The following is a 25,953-nucleotide window of genomic DNA, read 5'->3' as shown; positions in this document are numbered from 1 at the left end:
CGGCTGCGGCATTGATGAGTCGAGCAGGGCTCGACTCTACATACGCACGTAGTGCGCGAAGCGGAACGCGTAGGCGTGGCGCGCATCGGCCGGATGCGGCTCACTGCTGGTTTCCCGCCAGACGCCCGGATCCACCTCGGGGAAATGGGTGTCGGCCGGCACCTCGGCATCCACCCAGGTGAGGTACAGATCGCTGGCCTGGTCCAGCAGCTGGCGGAAAATCTCGCCGCCGCCGATGATGCACAGCTCGCTGGCACCCTCGGCCGCCGCGATGGCCCTTGCTTCATCCAGCGAGGCCACCGCGCGCATGCCCTCGAACGGCACCTGGCCGCTGCGGGTCAGCACCAGGTTGGTCCGCCCCGGCAGCACGCGGCCGATCGACTCGGCGGTCCGGCGTCCCATCAGGATCGGTTTGCCCAGGGTGAGCGCCTTGAAGTGCTTGAAGTCGTCCGGCAGGTGCCAGGGCATGGCGTTGCCCTGGCCGATGCCACGATTGCGGTCCAGTGCCACGATCATCGAGAGCTTCATCGCACTCACACCGCCACCGGGGCCTTGATGGCCGGGTGCGGGTCGTAGCCGTCGATGCGGATGTCGTCAAACTGGAAGCCGAACAGATCGGTCACCTCCGGGTTCAGCCACAGCTTGGGCAGCGCGCGCGGTTCACGCGACAACTGCTCGCGCGCCTGCTCGTAGTGGTTCGAATACAGGTGCGCATCGCCCAGGGTGTGCACGAAGTCGCCCACGCCCAGGCCGGTGGCCTGCGCCACCATGTGGGTCAGCAGCGCGTAGCTGGCGATGTTGAACGGCACGCCCAGGAAGATGTCACCGCTGCGCTGGTACAGCTGGCAGCTGAGCTTGCCGTCCACCACGTAGAACTGGAACAGGTTGTGGCACGGCATCAGCGCCATCTGCGAAAGCTCGCCCACGTTCCAGGCGCTGACCACCAGCCGGCGCGAATCGGGGTTGCGCTTGATCTCGTCCACCAGCCACTGCATCTGGTCGATCTCGCGGCCATCGGCGGTGGCCCAGCTGCGCCACTGCTTGCCGTAGACCGGTCCGAGGTCGCCGTTCTCGTCGGCCCACTCGTCCCAGATGCGCACCTGGTTGTCCTTCAGGTAGCCGATGTTGGTATCGCCCTTCAGGAACCACAGCAGCTCGTGGATGATCGAGCGCAGGTGCAGCTTCTTGGTGGTGACCAGCGGGAAGCCTTCGTTGAGGTCGAAGCGCATCTGCCAGCCGAACACGCTGCGGGTACCGGTACCGGTGCGGTCACTCTTCTCCGCACCGTGCTCAAGCACATGCGAGAGCAGGTCCAGGTAGGGCTTCATGCCTTGCCCTCCGCGGCCACCAGCGGCTGCGGCTGCAGCACCGGCGCGCGGCGCGACAACGCCAGCAGCACCAGGCCGAAGGCGATGAGCGGCACGCACAGGATCTGGCCCTTGGTCAGCCAGCCGAAGGCCATGTAGATGCCGTTGTCCGGCATGCGCACGAACTCCACCGCGAAGCGGAAGATGCCGTACAGCAGCGCGAACAGGCCACCGATCAGGTAGCGGTGGCGCGGCTTGGCCGATACCACCCACAGCACCACGAACATCACCAGGCCTTCCAGTGCCGCTTCATACAGCTGCGAGGGATGGCGGGCGTACGGGTTCAGCGCGCCGCTGGCGAACTGCGCCTGCAGGGTGGCGGTGTCGAGCTGGTTCAGCGGTGCCGGCAGGCCGGACGGGAAGACCACGCCCCAGCTGCCATCGGTGTACTTGCCCCACAGCTCGGCGCCGATGAAGTTGCCGATGCGGCCGAAGCCCAGACCCAGCGGCACCAGCGGGGCCATGAAATCCATGGTGTCGAAGAAGTGCAGCGCGTGCTTGCGCGACCACCACCAGCAGGCCGCGATGACGCCCAGCAGGCCACCGTGGAAGCTCATGCCGCCATCCCACACCTTGAACAGCAGCAGCGGGTTGTGCAGGAAATCGCCCAGCGCATAGAACAGCATGTAGCCGATGCGCCCGCCCAGGACCACGCCGAGCATCGCGTAGAACAGCAGGTCGGAGAACCCGTTGGCATCGACGCCCGGCAGGCGGCCTTCGGCGATGCGCTTGCGGCCCAGCAGCCAGGCTGCAGTGAAGCCCAGCAGGTACATGATGCCGTACCAGTGCACCTTGATCGGCCCCAGCGAAAGGGCGATGGGGTCGATGTCGTGGAAATAGATCATGGAAGCTGCCTTGCGGGAGTACGGGTATTTTACGGCTCAACCCAGGATCTGCGGGGTGTCGGGCAGGCCGTCATCATCGGACCGCGTGGCGGCCGGAAAGTGCCCTTCCACCAGCGCGGAGACCTCGTCGATGGCGCTGCGCAGCGCCTCGACCGGGTTGGCCCCGCGCAGGCCCTCGCGCAGATGGGTGCAGATCCGCTGCCACTGCGCTGGGCTGACCCGGCCGTGCAGGCCGCGGTCGGCCACGATCTCGATGGCGTGGTCGGCCAGCAGCAGGTAAATCAGCACGCCGTTGTTGTGGTGGGTGTCCCAGGTGCGCAGCTGGGCGAAGGCCTGCTCGGCCGCCTGCCGCGGGGTCACGCCCCGCCACAGCGCGTGCAGCGGCAGGTCCGCCTCCACCGCGAACATCACCTGGCCGCCATGGCGTGCCTCGCCGGCGGCAATGGCCTCGGTGATGGCCCGCAGGGTGTCCGGCGGGAAAGCCCGCCGCACCGAGGGTGCCAGGAGATGGCGGCACAGGCGCCGGATCATCACCAGCCCCCCGAGGCGCCACCGCCACCGGAGCGGCCACCACCGCCGCCCCAGCCGCCGCCGCCACCAAAACCGCCACCACCGCCAAAGCCACCGCCCCCACCCCAGCTGCCGCCGCCCCAGCCGCCACCCCCGGCAAAACGCCCGGGATGGCCGGACAGCATCGCCACCACCAGACCGACAATGCCGGCCAGGCCGCTGGCCAGCACGGTGGAGGTGAAGATGAAAGCGGCCAGCGCCGCGCCACCGCCGCCCAGCAGGCCGCGCAGCGGGCGTGGCACCCGTGAGAACACCCCGCGCAGGATGCTGCCGGCGAACACGCCGATGAACAGCGCCAGGATCCAGGTGTCGCCACCACCCGGCTCGCGGCCACGATGGCCACTGACCGGCGCCGGCAGCGGCTCGCCGTCGACCAGCTTGACCAGCACGGCCGTGGCGTCGGTGATGCCGCCAGCGTAATCGCCGCTGCGGAAGCGCGGCACCAGGTATTCCTGGATGACCCGGTTGGCGATGGCATCGGGAATGGCGCCTTCCAGGCCGTAGCCCGGTTCGATGCGAACGCGGCGATCGTCCTTGGCCACCACCAGCAGCACGCCGTCATCCACGCCCTTGCGGCCGATCTGCCACTGGTCGAAGACGCGGGTGGTGTACTGGGCGATGTCCTCCGGCTGCGTGCTGGGCACCACCAGCACCTGCAGCTGGCTGCCTTTGCGCTGCTGCAGCGCCAGCGCCTGCTGTACCAGCGCCTGCTTCTGCGTGGCATCGAGGGTGCCGGTGGTGTCGACCACCGGCGAATCGAGCGCGGGAATCGGCGCCAGCTGCTGCGCCTGCGACGCCAGCGGCAGCCACAGCAGGAGCGCCAGCAGCACGGTGGCCAGGCGCATGACTCAGTGCGCCGGCTGCGGTGCCGGCTGCTGCGGCGCGTTGCCGAAATCGACCGCCGGCGCGTTGGAGATCTGCGCTTCGTTGTCGACGCTGAAGTTGGGCTTGGGCTGGTAGCCGAAGATCTTCGCGGTGACCAGCTGCGGGAACGAGCGGATGTAGGTGTTGTAGTCCTGCACCTGCTGGATGTAACGACCGCGGGCGACGGTGATGCGGTTTTCAGTGCCTTCCAGCTGGGCCTGCAGGTCGCGGAAGTTGGCATCGGACTTCAGCACCGGGTAGTTCTCGGTGACCACCAGCAGGCGCGACAGCGCGCTGCCCAGTTCGCCCTGTGCCTGCTGGAACTGCTTGAGCGAGGCTTCGTCATCGGCGTTGACGTTGATCTGGCCGACGCGCGAGCGGGCGTTGGTGACTTCAGTCAGCACGCGCTCTTCCTGGCTGGCGAAACCTTTGACGGTCTGCACCAGGTTGGGCACCAGGTCGGCGCGGCGCTTGTACTGGTTGAGCACTTCGGACCAGCTGGCCTTGACCGCTTCATCCTTCTGCTGGATGGCGTTGTAGCCGCAGCCGGAGAGCAGTGAGGCCAGCAGCAACAGGGGCAGGACGCGGGTGAACAGGCGCATGGCGGGAGTTCCGGGTGGACTGGCTGCCGAGCATGCCATGGTTCGCGTTAACGCCAGCGTGGAGGTCGGGGTTGGTCGGCCAACGGGCTGGGCCCCCTCCGCGGTGGGTGTGGGTGTGGGTGTGCTGGTTATGCGGGTTTGGTCGGGAGGGTGGGTTGGCTGGGGGACGCCGTGAATCCGTCCATGGAGGCTCGTGAGCGCCATCCATGGCGCTCGCGCCCCCAGCCAACCCACCCTCCCGACCATGGACGGTTTCCTGGCACCGCGGGAAAGATCAAAAAGAGCAAAAAGCAAAAGCCCATGCTCCAGGCATTCGTGCCGACCAACGGTCGGCACCCACCAACAGCCGAGTGGACCTGTCGGGGGTGGGGCGGTGTGGGCTTGCAGGACCGCAGGCGCCATGGATGGCGCCTACGAGCCCCCATGGACGGGTTTACGGCGTGTCCTGCAAGCCCACACCGCCCCGCCCAACCAGCAGAAAACCAGCACCGCTTTTGACGTTGACGTTGATTCTGCGGGTGCAGGGCTGCAAGCCCTGCCGGAACCCCACACCCCTCAGCAGGCCTCAGCCACCGGCGCGCGCGTCCGCCCCAGCCACGCCAGCAGCAACCCCGCCGTCGCCAGCAGACCACCGGCCACCGGAATCGCCGCATAGCCCAGCCCCGCGCTGATCACCGCACCACCCAGCGCGGCACCCACCGCATTGCCCAGGTTGAACGCACCCACGTTGATCGACGACGCCAGGCCCGGCGCCTCGCTGGCGGCCTGCATCACCCGGATCTGCAGCGGCGGCACGATGGCGAAGGTCGCCGCACCGAACAGCAGTACACCCAGTGCCGCAGTGGCGTGATGCATGAAGGCCAGCGGCAGCACGAACATCAGCACGGCCAGCGCCGCCAGCAGGATGCGCGTGGCACCGTCCAACGACCAGTCGGCCAAGCGCCCACCGATGCCGTTGCCGACGGTGAAGCCGATGCCGATCAGCGCCAGCGACATTGCGATGAACGCATTCGATGCACCCGTCAGCTCGGTCAGCACCGGCGCCACGTAGGTGTAGAGCGTGAACATGGCACCGGCGCCCAGCACCGTGGTCGCCATCGCCAGCAGCACCTGCGGCTGCAGGATCGCCTTCAGCTCGCGGCGCACGTCCGGCCGCGCGCCCGGCGCCGAGGCCGGCAGGGCCAGCGCAAGCGCGGTGATCGCCACCACGCCCAGCACCGCGGTGCCGGCAAACGCCAGGCGCCAGCCCAGCTGCTGGCCGACCCAGGTGGCCAGCGGCACGCCGCCGATGTTGGCGATGGTCAGGCCCATGAACATGGTCGCCACCGCAGCCGCCTGCTTTTCCTTCGGCACCAGGCTGGCCGCCACTACCGCACCGATGCCGAAGAAGGCACCGTGGTTGAGGCTGGTGACCAGGCGCGACAGCAACAGCAGGCCGTAATTGGGCGCCAGCGCGGACAGCAGGTTGCCGACGATGAAGATCGACATCAGCAGCATCAGCGCGGTGCGCCTTGAGAAGCGGCCCATCAGCAGGGTCATGATCGGCGCGCCGACCATCACGCCCACAGCGTACGCGGTGATCAGCATGCCGGCGGTGGGGATGCTGACACCCACGCCACTGGCGATGACGGGCAGCAGGCCCATCGGGGTGAACTCGGTGGTGCCGATGCCGAAGGCACCGACGGCCAGCGCAAGCAGGGCGGCTCTGGAATTCATGGGGTTCCTGTGGGGAGGAAACGGGAAGCTGCGTAGCCTGCGCGCTTTGCCGCCGCCGATTAAGCCTCGCCGCGGGAAAACAGTGTTGACCCCGGTTCACAGGTGGTGGCCGCATTCCGCCGGGCATGGCCCCACAACGCAGAACCCCCGGCAGTGCCGGGGGTCCTGGGTGGATCGTTTACCAGTTGCCGGCGCCCGGCACGTGGTGGTCGCGTGCGCGGCGGCGCATCAGCAGGTTCAGCCACTCCACCAGCACCGAGAAGCCCATCGCGGCGTAGATGTAGGGCTTGGGCACGTGCACGTCCAGGCCGTCCAGGATCAGCACCGCGCCGATCAGCAGGATGAAGGCCAGGGCCAGCATCTTCACCGTCGGGTTGGCATCGATGAAGCGGCCCAGCGGGTTGGCGGCCAGCAGCATCACCAGCACCGACAGCAGGATGGCGGCGACCATCACCGGGATGTGATCGGCGATGCCGACGGCGGTGATCACCGAATCCAGCGAGAACACGATGTCGATGACCGCGATCTGCGCGATGACGTAGCCGAACACGGCCGAGGCCTTGGTGGTGGTGGGGTCTTCATCCTCGCCACCGGTGATCAGCTCCTTGATCTCCATGTAGCCCTTGATGATCAGGAACAGGCCACCGACGATCAGCACCAGGTCGCGGATGGAGATGCCCATGCCGGCCACGGTGAACAGGTTGGCGGCCATGTGCGCCAGGTAGGCCAGCGATACCAGCAGGCCGATGCGGGTGATGCAGGCCACGGCGATGCCGAGCTTGCGGGCGAACGGGCGGCGCTCTTCCGGCAGCTTGCTGACGGCGATGGAGATGAACACCAGGTTGTCGATGCCGAGCACGATTTCCAGGGCGCTGAGGGTAAACAGGGTTACCCAGGCATTGGGGTCGGCGAGGAACTCAAAGGACATGGAAACTCTTCAGGACAGTGGGGGAATGGGGGTTCAGGCGTAAGCGCCGGCCAGCAGGTGGGGCACCACGACCAGCGCCCAGCACAGCAGCACGTTCATCATCAGCACGAAGACGGCCGCCGAGCCCATGTCCTTGGCGCGGCCGGCCAGCTCGTGGATCTCGGCGCCGTAGCGCTCGATGACCGCTTCGATGGCCGAATTGGCCAGTTCCATCGCCAGCACCAGCAGCATCGAGCCGATCATCAGCGCGCGCTCGACCGGGGTCTGGCCCAGCCACAGCGCCAGCGGGGTCAGCAGCACCAGCAGGTAGACCTCCAGCCGGAACGAGGACTCGTGCAGCCAGGCAGCACGCAGGCCCTGCCAGGACCAGCGGGCGGCCTGGAAGATGCGGCGCGGGCCGCGGGGCATGTGGCCGAACTGATCAGCCACGGGTGGAACATCCAGCAACAGGGGCGCGGCGCAGCGACCGCTCAGACGCACGGCAGGCAATCATGGGTGCACAGGAATGGGCAGACAGCCCCCATTTTGCCACAAGGGCGGCGGCGGCACCCCGCGCGGGCCGGCCAACGACCCGCCATCGGCAAGCGCAGCACCGCAGCGAACTCCTATGATGGGTGTCCCCTGCCCTTGCTGGAGCCCCTGATGTCCGTCGCCCGTACCTGCCTGCTGTCGCTTGGATTGCTGACCCTGGCCCCGCTGGCCCAGGCGTTGAGCCCGCCGGCCCCGCCGCGCGTACCCGAACAGGTGTCCAACGTGGCCTGGGAAGGCGACATGGCCAGCTTCCTCAAGGCCGACCAGAGCAACCCGCCGCCGCGCGGTGGCATCGAATTCATCGGCAGCTCCTCGATCCGCTTCTGGGAGAGCCTGGCCCAGGACTTCCCCGGCCAGCCGGTGTTCAACCGTGGCTTCGGAGGTTCGGAAGTGCGCGACAGCACCTGGTATGCCGGCCAGGTCGTGGTGCCGTATGCGCCGTGCAAGGTGTTCTTCTATGCCGGCGACAACGACCTCAACAGCGGCCGCAGCGCCACCCAGGTCCGCGATGACGTGGTGGCCTTCGTGCAGCGCGTGCATCGCGACCTGCCGAAGACCAAGGTGGAATACCTGTCGATCAAGCCCAGCCCGTCACGCGCGCACCTGCTGCCGGCGATCAACCAGGCCAACGCAATGATCAAGGCCGCCCTGGCCAAGCTGCCCAACACCGGCTACACCGACATCTACACCCCGATGCTGGGTGCCGATGGCCAGCCGGATGCGAAGCTGTTCCGCGAGGACATGCTGCACATGACCCCGGCCGGCTACGCGATCTGGACCAAGGCGGTGGCGCCGAAGGTGAAGTGCGATTGAGCAGGGCGTGACCCGGAATTCATCCACGCATGGCGTGGATCTACTGGTAGCGCCGGGCCATGCCCGGCGGCGCGGGTCAGCGGAAGATGACCGTCGCTTCGGTGCCCTTGCCCGGCTCGCTGGCCAGGGCGACCTTCCAGCCGAAGCGGTCGCACAGCCGGCGCACGATCGACAGGCCCAGGCCGGTGCCCTGCGGGCGGTCCGGCTCGGCGCGGTAGAACGGCTCGAACGCGCGGGCCAGCGCTTCGGCCGACATGCCGATGCCGGTATCCCGCACCACCACCCGGTCAGGCTCGACCTGCACGTCGATGCGGCCTTCGTCGGTGTAGTTGCAGGCGTTGCGCACCAGGTTGCTGACCACCACCTGCAGCACGCGCGGCGGGGCATGCAGCTGCACCGGGCCGGCACTGTGCAGGTGCACCGCCACCGGGCGGTTGCCCAGCAGTTCGTTGGCGTTGTCCACCTCGTAGCGGACGATGTCGTTGACATCGAACAGCTCGATCTGCGGTTCGATGTCGGCCTCGCGGGCCAGGATCAGGAACGCATCGATCACCGCTTCCATGTCCCGCCCGGCGCGCTGGATGCGCTGCAGGCTGCGGCGCAGGCGCGGTTCCAGGCTGTCATCGCCCAGCGCCATGTCGCTGGCCACGCGGATCACGGTGAGCGGCGTGCGCAGCTCGTGGCTGGCATCGCGGGTGAAGTTGCGTTCGCGGGCCACGTGGTCGGTGACCCGGTTGGCCAGTGAATGCAGCGCGGCCGCCAGTTGGCGGGTCTCGCCCTGCATGTCGGCGGGCAGCTTGTCCGGCTCCAGGTCGGCTGCTTCGGGGTGGCCAGGGTCCCAACGCGACACCCGGCGCGCCAGCCAGTTCACCGGCGACACCAGCCGCTTGGACGCACGGTAGGTCACCCAACTGGCGCCATACACCGCCAGCAGGGTCAGCAGCACCGGCACGATGCCGAACCAGAAGGCCAGCATTTCCGCGCGCGAGCGCAGGAACACCAGGTACAGGCGGCCTTCGGCCCGGGCATCGACCAGCACCAGCTGGTCATCGTCGGGCAGTTCGTGGAAACCGGGTTCAAGCGTGCGCAGGTTGGCCGGCAGCGACAGGCTGGAGCGCCCGCGCTCGAGCAGGTAGCCACGGATGTTCTGGGTATTGGGCGGCGGCTGCGCGGGCGAGGCCTCGTGCAGCGTCCAGTAGTAGGCCGCCTCTTCGCGCAGGGCGGCGCCCACCAGGCTGTGCTTGATCACCAGCGAGACCAGCCAGGCACCGAGCAGGATGCCCACGCTGGCCAGCACTGCCTGCAGGATGAAAGCGATACGGATCTTGCGCGGCAGGCCGTGCGGCATTGCGGGGTCCCGGTTGAAGCGCTGCGATTATAGGCAGCGCGACGTGCCGGCGACGTGCACGGGGGATGACCCCGCGTACGGCCGACGGCCCGTTCCCTGCCCCGCGACCCGGCCGGAGCCGGGGCGGGCCTGTTCCTGCGCCGGCACCCTTCAGGCCATCGGCTGGGCGATGTCGGCGATGCGGTAACCGGCACTCTGCACGGTGTGCAGCAGCGGACGGTCGAACGGCTTGTCGATGATCTTGCGCAGGTTGTACAGGTGGCTGCGCAGGGTGTCCGAATCCGGCAGCCCGTTGCCCCAGATCTCGCGCTCGATTTCCTGGCGGGTGACCACGCGGGGCGATTCCCGCATCAGGATGGTCAGCAGGCGCAGGCCGATGGGCGAGAGCTGCAGTTCGGTACCGGCGCGGGTGGCCCGCATGCTGACCGGATCGAGCACCAGGTCGGCGACCTTGAGCACTTCCGAACCCACCTGGCGACGTTCGCGGCGGATCAGCGCGCGCAGGCGGGCTTCCAGTTCCTGGATGGCGAACGGCTTGGTCAGGTAGTCATCGGCACCAAAACCCAGGCCGGTGAGCTTGTCGTCCAGCGTATCGCGCGCGGTCAGCATCAGCACCGGGGTCGACTTGCGTGCATCGTTGCGCAGGCGGCGGCACACTTCGATGCCATCCAGGCGCGGCAGCATCAGGTCCAGCACGACCACGTCGTAGCTGTTTTCAGCCGCCAGACGGTAGCCGTCCAGGCCATCCTGCGCATAGTCCACCTCGAAGCCACGGCCTTCCAGGTATTCGCCGATCATCTCGGAGATGTTGCGGTTGTCCTCGACCACCAGCACCAAGCCGGAAGTCTCCTTCGTCTGACGCATGTGAGTCCCTCTTTCTTCAGCTTTGTGAAACATGCCCGATCGACGGTGGACGCGATGTGAAGTTCCGTCAAGTCGCTGAAAAAAGATTCACAGCAGCGGCTTGAGCAGCGGCCAGACGTTGTCCAGCACCTTCGGCTGGGCCTGCGCGGTGGGGTGCAGGCCGTCGGCCTGCATCAGCCCCGGCTGCAGGGCCACGCCTTCCAGCAGGAACGGCAGCAGCGGCACCTGGTACTTGTCGGCCAGGGCGCGGTAGGCGGCGGCCAGGCGCTGGCGGTAGGCCGGGCCGTAGTTGGGCGGCACGTCGATGCCCAGCAGCAGCACCTTGGCCCCGGCAGCGCGGCTGGCCAGCAGCATCTTTTCCAGGTTGCCCTGCACCTGCGCCGGGGTCAGCCCACGCAGCGCGTCGTTGCCGCCCAGGGCAATGACCACCACGGTCGGCTTCTCCTTCGCCAGCAGGCCCGGCAGGCGGGTCAGCGCGCCAGCGGTGGTTTCCCCGCTCATGCTGGCGTTGACGATGCGCGGCGGGGTTTTCGACTGCTGCCTGACCCGCTTGTCCAGCAGGCTGACCCAGCCTGCGTCGGCCGGGATATTGTGGGCAGCACTGAGGCTGTCGCCGAGCACCAGCACCGTGCCGGCCGGACCTTTGGCACACGCCAGCCCGGACCACAGCAGCAACCCTAGCAGCAGCACCATCATCGTGCCGGCTTGCCGGCTCCACCCTGTAATGCGCATTGGAGTCTCCTCATCGACAGCCTGTCCCCCCGCAGCGCGTCCGTCGCCATCGCCGTCGACCAGGTCGGCAAATCCGTGCATGGCCCGGAGGGTGAAGTCCACATACTGGACAACATCACCCTCACGGTACATGAAGGCACCAGCGTGGCGATTGTCGGGGCCTCCGGTTCCGGCAAGACCACCCTGCTCGGCCTGCTGGCCGGGCTGGACCTGCCCAGCCGCGGCGGCATCACCCTGGCCGGGCAATCGCTGGGCGCGCTGGACGAGGAGGCCCGGGCGCAGCTGCGTGCGCGCGAAGTGGGCTTCGTGTTCCAGAGCTTCCACCTGCTGCCGGCGCTGACGGCGGCCGAAAACGTCGCACTGCCGCTGGAACTGGCCGGCCGCGAGGACCGCGCGCGGGTCGATGAAGTGCTGGCCCAGGTCGGCCTGTCGCACCGCGCCCGCCATTACCCACGGCAGCTGTCCGGTGGCGAACAGCAGCGCGTCGCCCTGGCCCGCGCCTTCGTCACCCGCCCGCGCATCCTGTTCGCCGATGAACCCACCGGTTCGCTGGACCAGGCCACCGGCCAGCACATCAGCGATCTGCTGTTCGAACTCAATGCCGGCAGCGGCACCACCCTGGTGCTGGTCACCCACGACCTGCGCCTGGCGCAGCGCTGCCAGTACATCCATCGCATCGACAATGGCCGCCTGCAGGCGGTCGAGTACGGGGCACAGGCATGAACCTGCTGCGGCACGCCTGGCGCGCGCTGCGCCGCGAAGCCCTGGCCGGTGACCTGCTGACGGTGTTCGCCGCACTGGTGCTGGGCGTGGCGGTGATGACCGCCGTGGGCACCCTGGTCAACCGGGTCAACCTGGCCCTGACCGGCAGCGCGGCCGAGATGCTGGGCGGCGACCTCGGCGTGGCCGGGCGCAGCGATCCGCCGGCGGTCTTTGCAGAGGAAGCGCAGCGGCGCGGGCTGGCGCACACGCGCATCGCCGGCTTCGGCAGCGTGCTGTTCAACGGCGATGCCAGCCAGATGGCCAGCATCAAGGCAGTGCAGGCCGGCTATCCGCTGCGCGGCACGCTGCGGGTGCGGGCCACGCCGGGCGGCGCGCTGATCGCCGATGCCGGCATGCCGCCGCAGGGCCAGACCTATGCCGACCCGCGCCTGTTGCAGGCACTGGGGCTGAAGGTGGGTGATGCGCTGGAATTCGGTGCGGGCACGCTGCGCGTGGCCGGCATCATCGAGGCCGAGCCGGACACCGGCGGCGACCTGCTGACCCTGTCCCCCACCCTGCTGATGAACCGCGCCGACGTGGACGGCACCGGCCTGCTCGGGCCCGGCAGCCGCATCAACTACCGGTTGATGGTGGCCGGTGCGCCCGCCCAGGTGGCCGCGTACCGGCAGTGGCTGCTGCCGCAGGTAAAGGGCATGCGCCTGCTCAGCGTGGACGACACCCAGCGTGGCGTGCGCCAGGCGTTTGATCTGGCCGGCCGCTTCCTCGGCCTCAGCGCGCTGCTGGCGGTGCTGCTGGCCGGCGTGGCTACGGCGCTGGCGGCCAACCGCTTCGCCCTGCGTCGCATCGACCAGGTGGCGATCCTGCGCTGCCTGGGTGCGCGCCAGCGCGACATCCTGGCCGGCCTGGCGCTGCAGCTGCTGATGCTGGCGGTGCCGGCCTGCGTGCTCGGCATCGGCCTGGGCATGGCCGCGCAGGAAGGCCTGGTGCAGGTGCTGGGCAGCCTGGTGCCGCAGCGCCTGCCGCTGCCCGAGGCCACCCCGGCGCTGACCGGCGCGGGCATCGGCCTGCTGCTGTTGTTCGGCTTCGGCCTGCCGCCGCTGCTGCGCCTGCGCGGGGTGCCGCCGATGCGCGTGCTCAACCGCTCCTTCGCCGCCCTGCCGCCAGCCTCGCTGCTGGCCTATGTGGCCGCGCTGGGGGCCAGCCTGCTGCTGGCGGTGCAGGTCACTGGCGATCTGAAGCTGGCCCTGTGGGTGCTGGGCGGCCTGGCGGCGCTGGCGCTGGCCGCCGGCGTGGTCGGCTTCCTGCTGCTGCAGCTGCTGCGCGGCCTGCAGCACCGCCTGCATGGCAACTGGCGGCTGGGCCTGGCCGCGCTGACCCGGCGCCGGATGCTGGCGGTGATGCAGCTGGTCGGGCTGTCGCTGTCGCTGTGCGCGCTGCTGCTGCTGGCCGTGACCGGCCCCGGCCTGCTGCAGCAATGGCGCGAGCGCCTGCCGGAGAACACGCCCAACTACTTCCTGATCAACATCCAGCCCGAACAGCGCGACGGCGTGCTGGCCGCGCTGCAGGGGCTGGGCGCGGCCGATGCCAGCGTTGAACCGATGGCCACCGGCCGCCTGATCGCGATCAACGGCAAGCCGCCGCTGCGCGTGGACCGCACCCCGGAACAGGACGGCACGCCGGCACAGGGCGACGCCCAGCGCGACGATGATGACGAGAACCGGCCGTTGAACTTCAGCTGGCGCAGCACCTTCCCGCCGGCCAACACGCTGGTCAACGGCACGTTCTGGAAGGCCGACAGCACCGCGCCGGAAGCCTCGGTGGAGATCGGCTGGGCCAAGCGCTACGGCGTGTATCCCGGCGACCGCATCACCATTGCCGTGGGCGAGCAGGAACGCGAGTTCACCGTGACCAGCGTGCGCAAGGCGGACTGGAACACCTTCCGCCCGAACTTCTTCGTGCTGCTCAACCCCAACGCGGTGGGCGATACGCCGCACAACCTGCTGTCGGCGTTCCATCTGCCGGCCGGCAAGGCGGCAGGCCTGGGTGCGCTGGTGCGCGAGCAACCCAACCTGTCGCTGCTGGACGTGGACGCGGTGATCTCGCAGGTGCGCGAGGTGATGAACCGCGTCGCGCAGGCGGTGCAGCTGGTGATGGTGTTCAGCCTGCTGGCCGGCGTGCTGGTGCTGCTGGCAGCGCTGCAGGCCACGGCCGGCGAGCGCCGCTACGACAGCGCGGTGCTGCGCACGCTGGGGGCCACGCGGCGGCAGCTGCGCGGTGCGGTGCTGGTGGAGTTCGGCGCGCTGGGTGCGCTGGCCGCGCTGCTGGCCGTGGGTGCGGCCGCCGGCATCGGCGTGGCGGTGTCGCAGAAGGTGTTCGAACTGCCGCTGCTGCCGCCCTGGCCTGGGCTGCTGCTGGGTGGGCTGGTCGGCATCGGCCTGAGCCTGCTGGCCGGCTGGTGGGGCACGCGGGCGATCCTGCACACCCCGCCGGCGCTGGCCCTGCGCGAGGCCTGACGCCGCCGTGACACGCTGCGGGTGGGGCCGGCTGTATGCTGCGCGCCCCACCTGATGAGATCGCCCGGATGCCCGGCACGTCGTTCGCCGCTTACCTGTACCCGGTGTTGCTGCTGCTCGGCAGCAACATCTTCATGACCTTCGCCTGGTACGGCCACCTGAAGTACAAGAGCGCGCCGCTGATGATGGTCATCATGGTCAGCTGGGGCATCGCCTTCTTCGAGTACTGCCTGCAGGTGCCGGGCAACCGGCTGGGCAGCGCGGTGTATTCGGCGCCGCAGCTGAAAGGCATGCAGGAAGTGATCACCCTGGTGGTGTTCGCGGTGTTCTCCGCGTTCTACCTGGGCCAGCCGTTGAAGTGGAACCACTACGCCGCGTTCGGGCTGATCGTGCTGGCGGCGTTCCTGATGTTCAAGGAATAAGCGCATCCACGCATGGCGTGGATCTACTGGCGGATGACGGCATCCACGCATGGCGTGGATCTACTGACGGATGACGGCATCCACGCATGGCGTGGATCTACTGGCGGATGACGGCATCCACGCATGGCGTGGATCTACTGACGGATGACGGCATCCACGCGTGGCGTGGATCTACTGGCGATCCGCCGGTAGATACACGCCCTGCGTGGATGCGGTTGCGGCCCGACGTTACTGGGCCTTTTCCACGTACTTGGCGAACACTTCGTCGATCTGCTTGTCCTTCACCTTCTTGCCCGACTGGATGTCGTCGGCCTGGGTGAACAGCGGGATGATCATCGCCATGCCATCCAGCTTGGTCTTCAGGTGTACGCCCGGGGCCTGGGTCAGGAAGCCGTCCCAGCGCTGGCGCACCTTGGCCCAGTAGCCGGCCGTCGCCTTCCAGTAGTCGCGCGCCGGGGTGAAGTCGACCTCGGTGGTCTTGATGTAGTCGTTGAAGCCGAACTCGCGGGCGATCTCCACCTGGCTGCCGTCGGCGTTGCGCTGCACCTTGGTGTTGAACTGCTCGTGGGTCCAGCCGTTCGGCGTGAGCGTGTGGCGGTTGACCACGGCCAGCGCGTTGTAGTCGCTGCGCTTGGTGTATTCGCGGCGCGGCAGGGGGCGCCAGCTGATGTCGCTGGTCCAGGTCGGCACGTTGTTGTCGTAGGTCCAGGTGCCGGTGCCGCAGTAGCGCGGGGCATCGCTCACTTCGTAGACGCACTGGGTCCAGGCGCCCGTGTTGGTGGCCGCTGCGATCGTGCGCACCTGCCAGGTCTGGTCGGCGCTGAACTCGAACCGGTTGGGGGCTTCATACACCCAGTCCTGGCGCCAGTGCTTGGTCACGTGGCCGCTCTTGGCGTCCACCAGCAGGTGCTGCAGGACAACGCGGCGCGGGCTGTCTTCAACCACGATCACCACTTCGTTGCCGGCACTGCGCATGGCTGGCGCACGCTCGTAGCCCGGCTTCAGCAGCACGGTTTCGTCGAAGGCGAAATCCACGGTGTACTCGCCCTGCATGGCCAGGATGCTGGCGTGGTCACGGGCGATATCGGAGGGCTGCGCGCTGGCTGCACCGCTTGCGGCGATCAGCACCATCACGCTGGCTGTCTGCAACTTCATCTGGAATTCCTTCGGGGTGTCACGTTCGAGGGGTGGCCATCCATGGCCGCATTCGATCCTTCAGGTTCGGGTTACAGGCGCACCAGCGGCAGCTCGCCCGGAATGCGGGCTGCGGGCCTGCGCGCGGCATCGGCGCAGCAGCAGTCATCGATGGACAGCTCGCCCTCGGCACCTTCCAGCCGCGCGATGCGGCGCGCCGTCGCGGCGCCCAGCGAGGACAGCGTGGACAGGCTGGCGGCCAGGGTGCGGCCTTCGTCGGCGGCATGCAGGCGCAGCGCGCACAGGCGCCAACGCTGGCCCCCGAGGTGGCCGGCCAGGCGCCGCCACAGGCGCTCGCCGACGCTGCCTTCGGCATCATGTTCCGGGCCCGGCGGCAGCGACGCCACCAGCCGGTCCCACGCCAGGAAATCGCTGTCCGGCAGCAGGTACAGCCGCCACACGCAGCGGCCGCGGCCGTCGAGGAAACACAGGCTTTCGCGCACCCCTTCACTGTCCACGCCCTGGCAGGCGTGCACCGAAACGGCCTGGCGCCAACCGCCCAGTTCGCTGCTGTCAGCGTGGTACAGGCACAGCACGGTGCCCAGCGCGGCCAGCTGCGCCGGCGTGGGCCAGGCCTGCAGCGCGTGGTGCGGCAGGAAGGACGACAGGCGACGTGCAGACAGGGCTCGGCTCATGGGATTCACCAGGAAACGGCAAGGCTGGCCGACAGGGTGCGGCCGGGGCTGGTATAGCGGTCCAGGACGGTGCTGCTGGCCGACAGGGTCGAACCCACGTTGGACCAGTCGATGTAGCGTTTGTCACCCAGGTTGAACACACCGACGTTGACGGTGGCACCCGGCGCGAAGTTCCAGTGCGCCATCAGGTCAGCCACGCCGTAGCCGGCCGGGCGGTAGGCGGTCGCGGTTGCAACGCGGTCCTTGCGCTTGACGAAGGTGCCGGCCAGTTCGACGCCCCAGGTGTCGGTGTCGTACATCAGGCCGACGGTGCCGCGCAGCGGGTCGATGGAATCCAGCGGCGTGTCTTCGGTCTTGTTGTCACCGCGCGACCAGGCCACTGCACTGCGCAGTGCCCAGCCCTGCAGCGCCGGGCTGACCTGGCCGAAATCCACGCCGGCCTTCAGTTCGGCACCGTAGATGCGCGCGTCGGCGATGTTGCGCGACTGGAACACCATCAGGCCCTGGTCGTTGGTGCCGACCAGCGACTGCGACTCGATGAAATCCTTGTAGTCGTTGTAGTAGCCGCTGAGGCTGACATACGCCACCGGCGCGACGAACCGCAGGCCCAGCTCCACGCCATCACTGGTTTCCGGCTTGAGGTCCGGGTTGGGAATGGCGGTGTAGCCGAAGGCGAAGTTGGTGAAGCCGAGATTGACGTCGTTGTACGGCGGCGAGCGGAAGCCGCGCGAATAGCCGGCAAACAGCGACCACGCATCGGTGAAGCGGTAGACCAGGCCGAACTTCGGCGACACGCTGGTCTTGCTCAGCTTGGACACGGGTACGCCGGGATTGTCTTCGGCGAAGATGCTGTCCACTTCCGGCTTCAGTTCGTAGCGGTCCACGCGCACGCCGGGCACCAGCGAGAGCCTGCCGTCGGCCAGGCGCATTTCATCCTGCGCGTACAGGCCCAGCTCGGTGGTCTTGCTGATCGGGAAATCGCGTACCGGGAATACATCCGGCAGCAGCGTGCTGGTGACCTGGCCGTTGGCCAGCATCTGGTAACCGTCGCGCTTCTGGCGGATGTCGGTGCGCGCGCCGTCCAAGCCGTAGGTCAGCGCGTGTTCGACGCTGCCGGTGCTGAACGCCTTGTTGAACTGCGCCTGCAGGCCCCACGCACGCTGGTCGAAGTTGAACTCGCGATGACGGCGGCTGCGGTTGGCGCGGCCTTCATCGGTGATCTGGGTGGTTTCGCTGTGCTGGGTGTACAGCTGCCAATGCAGGCTGTCGGCGAAGCCCTTGTCCAGCGCATCCATTTCATGGGCGAAGGACACCCGCGTGCGGTTCTGCGTGTCGCGCGCCTTCATGCTGGTCGTGGTGGTGTGGTCGATGGAAGAAAACACGTTGGTATCGGTGTTGTCTTCGTTGCCTTCCACGGTCAGCCGGAAACGCTGGTCTTCGCTGGGCGCATACACCAGCTTGGCCAGGCCGCTGCGACCGTCGCGATCCTGCGGGTTGGCGGCGGTGCGGGTGTTGTCGAGGCTGCGGATGTCACCCTGGTTGCCGGTTTCCTGGCCCTGGCGATGGTTGATGTTGACCATGCCGCTCCAGTGTTCGCCGCCCCAGGCACCGGTGACGCCGCCCAGCAGGCCCTTCCACTCGCCGTCATAGCCGAACTTCAGGCCGGCGTAGCTGCCCTTGCCGTCCTTCAGGTAGTCGGCCGGGTCTTTGGTGACGAAGGCCACCACGCCGCCGAGGGCATCCGAGCCGTACAGGGAACTGGCCGGCCCGCGCACGATCTCCACGCGCTTGAGCGTGTCCAGATCGGTGAAGTTGCGGTTGGCGTTGGAGAACGAGCCGATGTTGAAGCTGGTCGGCATGGCGATGCCATCGGTCTGGATGCGCACGCGGTTGCCGTCCAGGCCACGGATGCGGATGCTGCCCAGGCCGAAGCGGGTGGCGCTGCGGCCGGCCGACAGACCGGGTTCGTAGCGGATCAGGTCCTTGATGTCGTGCACCAGCTGCCGGTCCATCTGCTCGCGGTCGATCACATCGACGGTGGCGGCCACGTCGCTGACCGCACGTTCGGTGCGGGTGGCGGTGACCTGCACCCGATCAAATTCGCGCGCTTCGGGCGCGGCATCGGCAGCAGCATGGGCGGACAGCGGCAAGGCCATCCACAGGGCAACGGACAGGGCAGTCGGGCGGGTCATCGGCGGTGATCGATCAGGCAGGGGGAGCCCCCGGCCACCGGCACGCCAGGCGTGCACGGACAGCCGAGGGGGAGAGAGCGGGAGCGGACGGGTCGCCCACCCTGCCGGCGCTGCCGGCAGGAGGGAGGGAGGCGGGCGACCAGACCGCGTTACTTGGTCAGGATCAGCTTGTCGTTGCTGGTGTGGCGCAGCCGGTAGAAACGGTCGCCGTGCTGGATCAGGATTTCGCGGCGGCCCTTCAGCAGGGCTTCGCTGTCGATCACTTCTTCCGGCGGAACGACACGCACCGGGCGGTCGCGCAGGGTCAGCGTTTCGGGGCGCAGCAGTACAGGTTGAGCATTCATGAGCATCTGGACTCGTGCGAGGGACGAGTTAGATGATAATGATTCTCAGTTGACAATCAACAACCATTCTCACTTCCATTGATGGGATTTATGATCGAATTCACGATTTCGATAGATCTCATCAATGGAAGGCGCGGATCGACGGACCGATCCGCGCGCCGTGGTGGTCAGGCGAAGACCGCTTCCACCCGCGCCCAGCCGGCATCGTCCACCTGCTGCAGCACGTCCAGCGCCTGCAGGTTCTGCAGCAGCTGGCTGACCCGGCTGGCGCCAAGGATCACGCTGGAGACATTGGGATTACGCAGGCACCAGGCGATGGCGAGGCTGGCCGGGGCATGGCCCAGCTCGGCGGCGACTTCGCTGAAGCGGCGCACCTGGGCCAGGCGCACGGCTGCGTTCTGGCCCAGCACCAGGTCCTGCAGCCAACCCATGCCCTCGCGGCCAAGCCGTGCGTCGGCCGGAATGCCCTGGTCATACTTGCCACTGAGCAGGCCCGAGGCCAGCGGCGAGAAGATGGTGGTGCCCAGCCCGGCGCTGGCGTACAGCGGGGCGTATTCCACTTCCACCCGCTCGCGGTGCAGCAGGTTGTACTGCGGCTGTTCCATCGACGGTGCCTGCCAGTTGTGGCGGGCGGCGATGTCCACCGCTTCCTCGATCTGCGTGGCCGACCACTCGGAGGTGCCCCAGTACAGCACCTTGCCCTGCCGGACCAGGGTGTCCATGGCATGCACGGTCTCGGCGATCGGCGCGTCCGGATCCGGGCGGTGGCAGTAATAAAGGTCCAGATAGTCCACGCGCAGGCGCTTGAGCGCGGCATGGCAGGCGTCGGTCACATGCTTGCGCGACAGGCCGCGCTGGGTCGGGCGCGGGTCCTTGGCGCTGCCGAAGAACACCTTGCTGGACACGCAGTAGCCGTCGCGCGGCAGGCGCAGGTCGGCAATCACATCGCCCATCACCTGCTCGGCGCGGCCGTTGGCATAGCCCTCGGCGTTGTCGAAGAAGTTGATGCCGTGATCCCAGGCGGCAGCGATCAGGTTGCGGGCCTCGTCACGCGGCACCTGGTCGCCGAAGGTCACCCAGGCGCCGAAGGACAGGGCGGACACCGGCAGGCCGGTAGAGCCGAGGCGACGATAGAGCATGCGATTCTCCTGTTGCAGGCCCGCATACGGGCCGGGATCGAACCCCATTCTACCCGGCCCCGGCGGCGGCAACCCCTTGCCGTTGCTGGCTTGTTCGCTGCCGATGGGCTCGCGCACGCTGCTTTTCCTTGCCCCAGCCCCGGCCCTGCACTAGGCTTCCCGTTTTTCGCGCGCCCCCGGGGGGAGCTCTCATGGTCGAAGGTTTGGGCAGGATCGGCTTCGGCCTTTTCGGGTTGGCGGTGCTGATCGGCATCACCTGGCTGTTTTCCAATAACAAGCGCGCGGTGGACTGGAAGCTGGTCATCACCGGCATCACCCTGCAGATCGCCTTCGCGGCGCTGGTGATCCTGGTGCCCGGCGGGCGCGACGTGTTCGATGCCCTGGGCAAGGGCTTCGTCAAGATCCTCAGCTTCGTCAACGAGGGCTCGGGCTTCATCTTCGGCTCGTTGATGGACACCAAGAACTACGGCTTCATCTTCGCCTTCCAGGTGCTGCCGACCATCATCTTCTTCTCGGCGCTGATGGGCGTGATGTACCACCTGAACGTCATGCAGGGCATCGTCCGCGTGATGGCGTGGTCGATCACCAAGGTGATGCGCGTGTCGGGTGCGGAAACCACCAGCGTCTGCGCCAGCGTCTTCATCGGCCAGACCGAGGCGCCGCTGACCGTGCGCCCGTACATCGCCAGGATGACCCAGTCCGAGCTGCTGACCATGATGATCGGCGGCATGGCCCACATCGCCGGCGGCGTGCTGGCGGCCTACGTGGGCATGCTGGGCGGCGGTGACCCGGTGCAGCAGGCCTTCTATGCCAAGCATCTGCTGGCTGCCAGCATCATGGCGGCCCCGGCCACCCTGGTCGTGGCCAAGCTGCTGATCCCGGAAACCGGCACCCCGCTCACCCGCGGCACGGTGAAGATGGAAGTGGAGAAGACCTCCAGCAACATCATCGACGCGGCTGCGGCCGGCGCCGGTGACGGCCTGAAGCTGGCGCTGAACATCGGCGCGATGCTGCTGGCCTTCATCGCCCTGATCGCCCTGCTGAACGCCCCGCTGACCTGGATCGGTGATGTCACCGGCCTGGCCGCCGCCATCGGCAAGCCGACCAACCTGTCGACCATCTTCGGCTACGTGCTGGCCCCGATCGCCTGGGTCATCGGCACCCCGTGGGCCGATGCCACCACCGTCGGTTCGCTGATCGGCCAGAAGGTCGTCATCAACGAATTCGTGGCCTACACCGAGCTGTCGCAGATCGTGAACGGCCAGGTCGCCGGCGTGTCGCTGTCCGACGAAGGCCGCCTGATCGCGACCTACGCCCTGTGCGGCTTCGCCAACTTCAGCTCGATCGCCATCCAGATCGGCGGCATCGGTGGCCTGGCCCCGGAACGTCGCCACGACCTGGCCAAGTTCGGCCTGCGCGCCGTGCTGGGCGGTACCATTGCCACCTTCATGACGGCCACCATCGCCGGCGTGCTGACGCACTTCAGTTGAACCCTTGTTTGAGAAGACATCCCCTATGAGCAGCAGTGTCGTTGTCGTCGGTTCCTTCAATGTCGATCACGTGTGGCGGTGCGAAGCGCTGCCGGCGCCGGGCGCGACCATTGCCGGCCGCTACAGCACCGGCCCGGGTGGCAAGGGCTTCAACCAGGCCGTGGCCGCCTGCCGTGCCGGCGCCGAGACGACGTTCGTGTGCGCGCTGGGCGATGACGCCGGTGGCGCGACGGCGCGTGACCTGGCCGCGCAGGACGGCTTCGCGCTGATCGCCGAGGCCAGCAGCGAGCCGACCGGCACCGCCGGCATCTACGTCGATGCCCGTGGCCGCAACACCATCGTCATCGGCCCGGGCGCCAACGCCGCGCTGAGCACCGGGTTCCTGGAGCAGCAGCAGGCCCTGCTGGCCGGTGCCAAGGTGGTGCTGGTGCAGCTGGAATCGCCGGTGCAGACGATTGAAGCGGCCCTGGCAGCAGCGCGCGAAGCCGGTGTCACCACCGTGCTGAACGCCGCCCCGGCCGACGCGCCGTCCAGCATCGGCCTGCTGAAGCTGGCCGATGTGCTGACCCCGAACGAGACCGAGTTCGCCTCCCTGCTCGGCCGCCATGTCGGTGAGCGCGTGGATGCCGACGACGTGGCCGCGCTGGACGGCGCCAGCCTGCACGCGCTGTGCCGCAAGCTGGTCGGCAACGGCACCGTGGTGGTCACCCTGGGTGCGGTGGGCGTGTTCGTTTCGCACGCCGACGAGAACCTGCGTGGCGACACCCAGCCGTACTACCGCGTGGGTGCCGAACAGGTGCAGGCGATCGACACCACCGGTGCCGGTGATGCCTTCAACGGCGCCCTGGCGGCCTCGATCGCCCAGGTGCCGGACGCGCCGTTCGCCCGCCACGTGCGTTTCGCCAACCAGTTCGCCGGCCGTTCCACCGAAAAGGAAGGCGCCGCTGCGGCGATGCCGCGCTTCACCCCGGCCGACGCTGAAGGCATCCGCTAGGCCACAAAGCAATTTCTGCTAGAAAAGCTCGCCCAGCCAAACTTAGAATTGCGAGCACTGGCACTGGCACTGGACCATTAAACAATAACTAGAGCGTTCATATGAAAGAGCAATGGAAAGTGCTCGTAGCTAAAGGCCAGTCATTTGGCGGCTGGGGTCGCCTGTTACTGAACTTCCTCTGGTTCTTGTTCATTGTTGTTTTCGTGGGGCAACTTGGCCCAGTACTGGTCATAGCTGCTGAAATTTGGAACGGCGGCTCCCTCTGCATTGCCCTGGACAAAAGGGCAGGCAACGGCGAGCTGATCCTCTGTTCGACCGCAATTCTGGCGGGCGCAACCTACTTCATCGTGAAGGAATACAACTCGATTCACGAATTGAGATCGGGTAGAGAGAAAAAGTCTATCGTCGTGCTGCTCGCAATCTTCTTTTGCTTGTGGGGCGTAATACTTGCGTCAACGCTTTTGATGCAGCAATCGTTCAATACGCCGCTCCAACGATGGGTTCACTGGACTGTCTATTGCTGCTCACTTCTTCTAGCTTTCATTCTGTGGGCAATTGAGTATCAGGCCGGCAGCGCACAGGAGGTGATTAGACAAATGGAAGAAGCTGCCATTGACATGACCGAGCAATCCGCTGCAGACAGGATCAGAAAGGTGGCACTGTGAGTACGGAAGCGAACGCGCGCACCTATCCTTGCGTCACCTATGCTCAACCTGGAGCTGTGTTTTACGCATGCTCGATACCTGCAAAAGACATCATTTATAGACTGGAAATCCGACGCCGCAGTGCAGACGGAATTAACGGAATCCAACGCGAAGAGGATCCACGGCGAATTTCTGATATCAAAAACTACTTGATATCACCCTCAGCCGTTTTGCCGACACCCGTGGTAGTCGCTGCGAACAGTGAAGACATCTCAGTAACCGATGGCAGCCTCACAATGTTGCGTGAAGGAGGCTCTGTAGGGCATATCCTGGATGGCCAGCATCGCATCCTAGGACTCCGAAACTCCAGCCCATCAGTTATCGAGAGCTTTGACCTGCTACTTGTGTTTGTTTTTGACATTGATCCCTACGCGCAAGCTACGATCTTTTCCACAATTAACAGCACGCAAAAGCAGGTGTCAAAATCGCTGATGTACGACCTCTTCTCGCTCGCGCCCGGGAGGAGCATTGGCAAGACTTGCCATGAGATCGTCAAATCACTCAACGAAGATCAGTCATCTCCATTCTTCAGACGTATAAAGATGCTTGGAAAGAGGAATGACGATCGCGAAACACTGTCTCAAGCAGCTTTCGTGGACTCGGTATCCAAGCTAATAACAGATCAGTCCGGAATATTCCGAGAGTACTTCGAAAGCAATGAAGATTGGGTAATCAGAAAGGTGGTACTAAATGCCTTCAATGCAATATCAAAGGCACAAGACAATGAACCAACAGCCTACCCGAGGGACTACTTCTTCAAGACAACTGGATTTGGCGGATTTATTCAAGCTCTTGGCCAAATATCAAAACAAGGCCAAGACCGCGAGGATCTGAGCGAAAAATATTTTTACACCATAATGTCAAATTTTTTTGCACACGATCCACGCCCTCCAGCAGGCGTGGGCAACTCGGCGATGATAGAGATCAGAAAACGAATTCTGCACGCTGCGGGGCTCAGCTAGGCTTCGATAAGCGACTACAAGCGGCTGCCGACGCGCACTTGACAACGGCTCCTTGGCCCACTCGATGGCTCAGGCGCGGGAGGCCCCGCTCGCCGGCCACGTGCGTTTCCCCAACCAATTCGCTGTCCGTTCCACAGAAAAGGAAGGCGCCGCAGAGACCATGGCGCGCTTCACCCCCGCCGACGTGTAGAGATCCACGCCGTGCGGGATAACGTGATCCGCGCCATGCGTGGATGGGAACCCCGGGCGGGCTAATGCCCGGGGTTTTTCGTTCCCAGGCCACACCCAGCCGCCCACCATGACCCGGCCGTGGGGGCGGCGGAACCGACCATCAAGCATCTGCTGATGCCGGTGTGGCATGAGGTCGGTCCAGATTGGCCTGAACAGGGCCCCTGCCGGCACCTTCGCGCCGCGCCCGGCGGCCTACAATGGGCGCATGCAGATCGGCCCGTACACCATTGCCCCCAACGTCGTGCTGGCGCCCATGGCCGGCGTCACCGACAAGCCCTTCCGCCTGCTGTGCAAACGGCTGGGTGCGGGTCTGGCCGCCTCGGAAATGACCATCAGCGACCCGCGCTTCTGGACCACGCGCAAGTCGATCCATCGCATGGACCACGAGGGCGAGCCGGCGCCGATCAGCGTGCAGATTGCCGGCACCGAGCCGCAGCAGCTGGCCGAGGCCGCGCGCTACAACGTCGACCATGGCGCGCAGATCATCGACATCAACATGGGCTGCCCGGCCAAGAAGGTGTGCAACGCCTGGGCCGGTTCGGCGCTGATGCGCGACGAGCAGCTGGTGGCGCGCATCCTTGAAGCCGTGGTCAACGCGGTGGACGTACCGGTCACGCTGAAGATCCGCACCGGCTGGGACTGCGACCACCGCAACGGGCCGGTGATCGCGCGCATCGCCGAGGACAGCGGCATCGCCGCGCTGGCCGTGCATGGCCGGACCCGCGACCAGCATTACACCGGCCAGGCCGAGTACGCCACGATCGGCGAGATCAAGGCCGCGCTGCGCATCCCGGTCATCGCCAACGGCGATATCGATTCGCCGCAGAAGGCTGCCCACGTGCTGCAGCAGACCGGCGTGGACGCGGTGATGATCGGCCGTTCCGCGCAGGGCCGGCCGTGGATCTTCCGCGAGGTGGCGCACTACCTGGCCACCGGCCAGGAACTGCCGCCGCCGTCGCTGGAGGAAGTGCGCGACATCCTGCTGGGCCACCTGCACGCGCTGCATGCCTTCTATGGTGAACCGCAGGGCGTGCGCATCGCCCGCAAGCACCTGGGCTGGTACGCCAAGGACCGCCCAGAGAACGCTGCCTTCCGCGCGGTGGTCAACCGCGCCGAGGACCCGGCCAGCCAGATCGCGCTGACCAGCGAGTACTTCAACCGCCTGATCGCCGGGGAACCGGCGATGCCTTCGGCCGCCTGACCGACCGGCCACCTCGTAACCTGCCCGAC

26 protein-coding genes are annotated in these 25,953 nt (G+C 66.9%); 9 read left to right on the top strand and 17 right to left on the bottom strand.

Annotated features, from left to right (window positions below; translation table 11 throughout):
* Nucleotides 1-36: 36 nt before the first annotated feature.
* From C1927_RS03925 to C1927_RS03885, 9 genes are all read right to left on the bottom strand, one after another.
* Nucleotides 37-528 (bottom strand): dihydrofolate reductase, encoded by a 492-nt coding sequence (locus tag C1927_RS03925; RefSeq protein ID WP_108745992.1) that lies wholly within the window; start codon nucleotides 526-528, stop codon nucleotides 37-39.
* A gap of 5 nt (nucleotides 529-533) precedes the next feature.
* Nucleotides 534-1,328, bottom strand: a complete 795-nt coding sequence (locus C1927_RS03920; protein WP_079220679.1) for a thymidylate synthase — start codon at nucleotides 1,326-1,328, stop codon at nucleotides 534-536.
* Nucleotides 1,325-2,212, bottom strand: coding sequence for a prolipoprotein diacylglyceryl transferase (gene lgt, locus C1927_RS03915; protein ID WP_108745991.1), 888 nt, complete (start codon nucleotides 2,210-2,212; stop codon nucleotides 1,325-1,327). The genes C1927_RS03920 and lgt overlap by 4 nt, the downstream gene beginning before the upstream one ends.
* A 36-nt stretch (nucleotides 2,213-2,248) precedes the next feature.
* The gene (locus tag C1927_RS03910; RefSeq protein ID WP_108745990.1) at nucleotides 2,249-2,743 is read right to left on the bottom strand and encodes a TPM domain-containing protein; all 495 of its coding nucleotides are present in this window, start codon (nucleotides 2,741-2,743) and stop codon (nucleotides 2,249-2,251) included.
* Nucleotides 2,743-3,627, bottom strand: a complete 885-nt coding sequence (locus C1927_RS03905) for a TPM domain-containing protein (protein ID WP_079220676.1) — start codon at nucleotides 3,625-3,627, stop codon at nucleotides 2,743-2,745. The genes C1927_RS03910 and C1927_RS03905 overlap by 1 nt, the downstream gene beginning before the upstream one ends.
* Nucleotides 3,628-3,630: 3 nt before the next feature.
* Nucleotides 3,631-4,248 (bottom strand): LemA family protein, encoded by a 618-nt coding sequence (locus C1927_RS03900; RefSeq protein ID WP_079220675.1) that lies wholly within the window; start codon nucleotides 4,246-4,248, stop codon nucleotides 3,631-3,633.
* A gap of 555 nt (nucleotides 4,249-4,803) precedes the next feature.
* Nucleotides 4,804-5,964 carry an MFS transporter gene (locus tag C1927_RS03895; protein ID WP_108745989.1) on the bottom strand — a complete coding sequence of 387 codons (1,161 nt, stop codon included), beginning with the start codon at nucleotides 5,962-5,964 and terminating at the stop codon, nucleotides 4,804-4,806.
* A gap of 178 nt (nucleotides 5,965-6,142) precedes the next feature.
* A complete protein-coding gene (locus tag C1927_RS03890; RefSeq protein WP_079220673.1) occupies nucleotides 6,143-6,892 on the bottom strand; it encodes a TerC family protein in 750 nt (249 codons plus the stop codon).
* A gap of 33 nt (nucleotides 6,893-6,925) precedes the next feature.
* A complete protein-coding gene (locus tag C1927_RS03885) occupies nucleotides 6,926-7,321 on the bottom strand; it encodes a diacylglycerol kinase (RefSeq protein WP_079220672.1) in 396 nt (131 codons plus the stop codon).
* Between the two features lie 213 nt (nucleotides 7,322-7,534).
* Between C1927_RS03885 and C1927_RS03880 the strand changes: the two genes are divergently transcribed.
* Nucleotides 7,535-8,236 carry an SGNH/GDSL hydrolase family protein gene (locus tag C1927_RS03880; RefSeq protein ID WP_079220671.1) on the top strand — a complete coding sequence of 234 codons (702 nt, stop codon included), beginning with the start codon at nucleotides 7,535-7,537 and terminating at the stop codon, nucleotides 8,234-8,236.
* A 76-nt stretch (nucleotides 8,237-8,312) separates the two neighbouring features.
* Here the strand turns inward: C1927_RS03880 and C1927_RS03875 are convergent, their stop codons facing one another.
* The 3 genes from C1927_RS03875 to C1927_RS03865 form a co-directional block, all read right to left on the bottom strand.
* On the bottom strand, nucleotides 8,313-9,584 hold the full coding sequence (locus C1927_RS03875) for a HAMP domain-containing sensor histidine kinase (RefSeq protein ID WP_079220670.1): 1,272 nt from the start codon (nucleotides 9,582-9,584) through the stop codon (nucleotides 8,313-8,315).
* Between the two features lie 150 nt (nucleotides 9,585-9,734).
* Entirely contained in the window at nucleotides 9,735-10,448 is a 714-nt protein-coding gene (locus tag C1927_RS03870) for a response regulator transcription factor (RefSeq protein WP_002811889.1), read from the bottom strand.
* 87 nt (nucleotides 10,449-10,535) lie between these two features.
* The gene (locus tag C1927_RS03865) at nucleotides 10,536-11,180 is read right to left on the bottom strand and encodes an arylesterase (RefSeq protein WP_108745987.1); all 645 of its coding nucleotides are present in this window, start codon (nucleotides 11,178-11,180) and stop codon (nucleotides 10,536-10,538) included.
* A gap of 75 nt (nucleotides 11,181-11,255) precedes the next feature.
* Between C1927_RS03865 and C1927_RS03860 the strand changes: the two genes are divergently transcribed.
* The 3 genes from C1927_RS03860 to C1927_RS03850 all read left to right on the top strand — a co-directional run bounded on the left by C1927_RS03860 (nucleotide 11,256) and on the right by C1927_RS03850 (nucleotide 14,838).
* Nucleotides 11,256-11,903 carry an ATP-binding cassette domain-containing protein gene (locus C1927_RS03860; protein ID WP_079220668.1) on the top strand — a complete coding sequence of 216 codons (648 nt, stop codon included), beginning with the start codon at nucleotides 11,256-11,258 and terminating at the stop codon, nucleotides 11,901-11,903.
* Nucleotides 11,900-14,416: an FtsX-like permease family protein gene (locus C1927_RS03855; RefSeq protein ID WP_108745986.1), complete on the top strand. Its 2,517-nt coding sequence runs from the start codon at nucleotides 11,900-11,902 to the stop codon at nucleotides 14,414-14,416. Before C1927_RS03860 ends, C1927_RS03855 begins: the two co-directional genes overlap by 4 nt.
* Nucleotides 14,417-14,484: 68 nt before the next feature.
* On the top strand, nucleotides 14,485-14,838 hold the full coding sequence (locus tag C1927_RS03850) for a DMT family protein (RefSeq protein ID WP_079220666.1): 354 nt from the start codon (nucleotides 14,485-14,487) through the stop codon (nucleotides 14,836-14,838).
* A gap of 228 nt (nucleotides 14,839-15,066) precedes the next feature.
* On the opposite strand, the gene C1927_RS03845 is transcribed toward C1927_RS03850, so the two are convergent.
* From C1927_RS03845 to C1927_RS03825, 5 genes are all read right to left on the bottom strand, one after another.
* On the bottom strand, nucleotides 15,067-15,993 hold the full coding sequence (locus C1927_RS03845; RefSeq protein WP_079220665.1) for a DUF6607 family protein: 927 nt from the start codon (nucleotides 15,991-15,993) through the stop codon (nucleotides 15,067-15,069).
* 71 nt (nucleotides 15,994-16,064) lie between these two features.
* Nucleotides 16,065-16,667, bottom strand: coding sequence for a Hemin transport protein (locus tag C1927_RS03840; protein WP_108745985.1), 603 nt, complete (start codon nucleotides 16,665-16,667; stop codon nucleotides 16,065-16,067).
* A 5-nt stretch (nucleotides 16,668-16,672) separates the two neighbouring features.
* Nucleotides 16,673-18,859: a TonB-dependent hemoglobin/transferrin/lactoferrin family receptor gene (locus C1927_RS03835; RefSeq protein WP_301553986.1), complete on the bottom strand. Its 2,187-nt coding sequence runs from the start codon at nucleotides 18,857-18,859 to the stop codon at nucleotides 16,673-16,675.
* Nucleotides 18,860-19,008: 149 nt separating this feature from the next.
* Nucleotides 19,009-19,203, bottom strand: coding sequence for a hemin uptake protein HemP (locus C1927_RS03830; RefSeq protein WP_005412278.1), 195 nt, complete (start codon nucleotides 19,201-19,203; stop codon nucleotides 19,009-19,011).
* Nucleotides 19,204-19,370: 167 nt separating this feature from the next.
* The gene (locus tag C1927_RS03825) at nucleotides 19,371-20,342 is read right to left on the bottom strand and encodes an aldo/keto reductase (protein ID WP_108747763.1); all 972 of its coding nucleotides are present in this window, start codon (nucleotides 20,340-20,342) and stop codon (nucleotides 19,371-19,373) included.
* A gap of 191 nt (nucleotides 20,343-20,533) precedes the next feature.
* Between C1927_RS03825 and C1927_RS03820 the strand changes: the two genes are divergently transcribed.
* From C1927_RS03820 to dusB, 5 genes are all read left to right on the top strand, one after another.
* The gene (locus C1927_RS03820) at nucleotides 20,534-21,832 is read left to right on the top strand and encodes a nucleoside transporter C-terminal domain-containing protein (RefSeq protein ID WP_108745984.1); all 1,299 of its coding nucleotides are present in this window, start codon (nucleotides 20,534-20,536) and stop codon (nucleotides 21,830-21,832) included.
* Between the two features lie 25 nt (nucleotides 21,833-21,857).
* Entirely contained in the window at nucleotides 21,858-22,826 is a 969-nt protein-coding gene (locus C1927_RS03815) for a ribokinase (protein ID WP_108745983.1), read from the top strand.
* 101 nt (nucleotides 22,827-22,927) lie between these two features.
* Nucleotides 22,928-23,491 (top strand): hypothetical protein, encoded by a 564-nt coding sequence (locus C1927_RS03810; RefSeq protein ID WP_108745982.1) that lies wholly within the window; start codon nucleotides 22,928-22,930, stop codon nucleotides 23,489-23,491.
* Nucleotides 23,488-24,492 carry a DGQHR domain-containing protein gene (locus C1927_RS03805; protein ID WP_159095293.1) on the top strand — a complete coding sequence of 335 codons (1,005 nt, stop codon included), beginning with the start codon at nucleotides 23,488-23,490 and terminating at the stop codon, nucleotides 24,490-24,492. Before C1927_RS03810 ends, C1927_RS03805 begins: the two co-directional genes overlap by 4 nt.
* Before the next feature lie 436 nt (nucleotides 24,493-24,928).
* Nucleotides 24,929-25,924, top strand: a complete 996-nt coding sequence (dusB, locus tag C1927_RS03800; protein ID WP_108747762.1) for a tRNA dihydrouridine synthase DusB — start codon at nucleotides 24,929-24,931, stop codon at nucleotides 25,922-25,924.
* Nucleotides 25,925-25,953: the final 29 nt, after the last annotated feature.

Origin of the sequence: Stenotrophomonas sp. ZAC14D1_NAIMI4_1, assembly GCF_003086775.1 — a bacterium.
In the GTDB taxonomy this organism is placed as follows: Bacteria; Pseudomonadota; Gammaproteobacteria; order Xanthomonadales; family Xanthomonadaceae; genus Stenotrophomonas.
This window is presented reverse-complemented; position numbering and strand designations above follow the sequence as displayed.

Coding starts and splice junctions, on each gene's coding strand:
- C1927_RS03830 (WP_005412278.1), bottom strand. CDS start 19,203: ATGAATGCTCAACCTGTACTGCTGCGCCCCGAAACGCTGACCCTGCGC.
- C1927_RS03815 (WP_108745983.1), top strand. CDS start 21,858: ATGAGCAGCAGTGTCGTTGTCGTCGGTTCCTTCAATGTCGATCACGTG.
- C1927_RS03810 (WP_108745982.1), top strand. CDS start 22,928: ATGAAAGAGCAATGGAAAGTGCTCGTAGCTAAAGGCCAGTCATTTGGC.
- dusB (WP_108747762.1), top strand. CDS start 24,929: ATGCAGATCGGCCCGTACACCATTGCCCCCAACGTCGTGCTGGCGCCC.
- C1927_RS03895 (WP_108745989.1), bottom strand. CDS start 5,964: ATGAATTCCAGAGCCGCCCTGCTTGCGCTGGCCGTCGGTGCCTTCGGC.
- C1927_RS03845 (WP_079220665.1), bottom strand. CDS start 15,993: ATGAAGTTGCAGACAGCCAGCGTGATGGTGCTGATCGCCGCAAGCGGT.
- lgt (WP_108745991.1), bottom strand. CDS start 2,212: ATGATCTATTTCCACGACATCGACCCCATCGCCCTTTCGCTGGGGCCG.
- C1927_RS03910 (WP_108745990.1), bottom strand. CDS start 2,743: ATGATCCGGCGCCTGTGCCGCCATCTCCTGGCACCCTCGGTGCGGCGG.
- C1927_RS03890 (WP_079220673.1), bottom strand. CDS start 6,892: ATGTCCTTTGAGTTCCTCGCCGACCCCAATGCCTGGGTAACCCTGTTT.
- C1927_RS03900 (WP_079220675.1), bottom strand. CDS start 4,248: ATGCGCCTGTTCACCCGCGTCCTGCCCCTGTTGCTGCTGGCCTCACTG.
- C1927_RS03870 (WP_002811889.1), bottom strand. CDS start 10,448: ATGCGTCAGACGAAGGAGACTTCCGGCTTGGTGCTGGTGGTCGAGGAC.
- C1927_RS03855 (WP_108745986.1), top strand. CDS start 11,900: ATGAACCTGCTGCGGCACGCCTGGCGCGCGCTGCGCCGCGAAGCCCTG.
- C1927_RS03905 (WP_079220676.1), bottom strand. CDS start 3,627: ATGCGCCTGGCCACCGTGCTGCTGGCGCTCCTGCTGTGGCTGCCGCTG.
- C1927_RS03880 (WP_079220671.1), top strand. CDS start 7,535: ATGTCCGTCGCCCGTACCTGCCTGCTGTCGCTTGGATTGCTGACCCTG.
- C1927_RS03820 (WP_108745984.1), top strand. CDS start 20,534: ATGGTCGAAGGTTTGGGCAGGATCGGCTTCGGCCTTTTCGGGTTGGCG.
- C1927_RS03840 (WP_108745985.1), bottom strand. CDS start 16,667: ATGAGCCGAGCCCTGTCTGCACGTCGCCTGTCGTCCTTCCTGCCGCAC.
- C1927_RS03925 (WP_108745992.1), bottom strand. CDS start 528: ATGAAGCTCTCGATGATCGTGGCACTGGACCGCAATCGTGGCATCGGC.
- C1927_RS03865 (WP_108745987.1), bottom strand. CDS start 11,180: ATGCGCATTACAGGGTGGAGCCGGCAAGCCGGCACGATGATGGTGCTG.
- C1927_RS03850 (WP_079220666.1), top strand. CDS start 14,485: ATGCCCGGCACGTCGTTCGCCGCTTACCTGTACCCGGTGTTGCTGCTG.
- C1927_RS03920 (WP_079220679.1), bottom strand. CDS start 1,328: ATGAAGCCCTACCTGGACCTGCTCTCGCATGTGCTTGAGCACGGTGCG.
- C1927_RS03825 (WP_108747763.1), bottom strand. CDS start 20,342: ATGCTCTATCGTCGCCTCGGCTCTACCGGCCTGCCGGTGTCCGCCCTG.
- C1927_RS03875 (WP_079220670.1), bottom strand. CDS start 9,584: ATGCCGCACGGCCTGCCGCGCAAGATCCGTATCGCTTTCATCCTGCAG.
- C1927_RS03835 (WP_301553986.1), bottom strand. CDS start 18,859: ATGACCCGCCCGACTGCCCTGTCCGTTGCCCTGTGGATGGCCTTGCCG.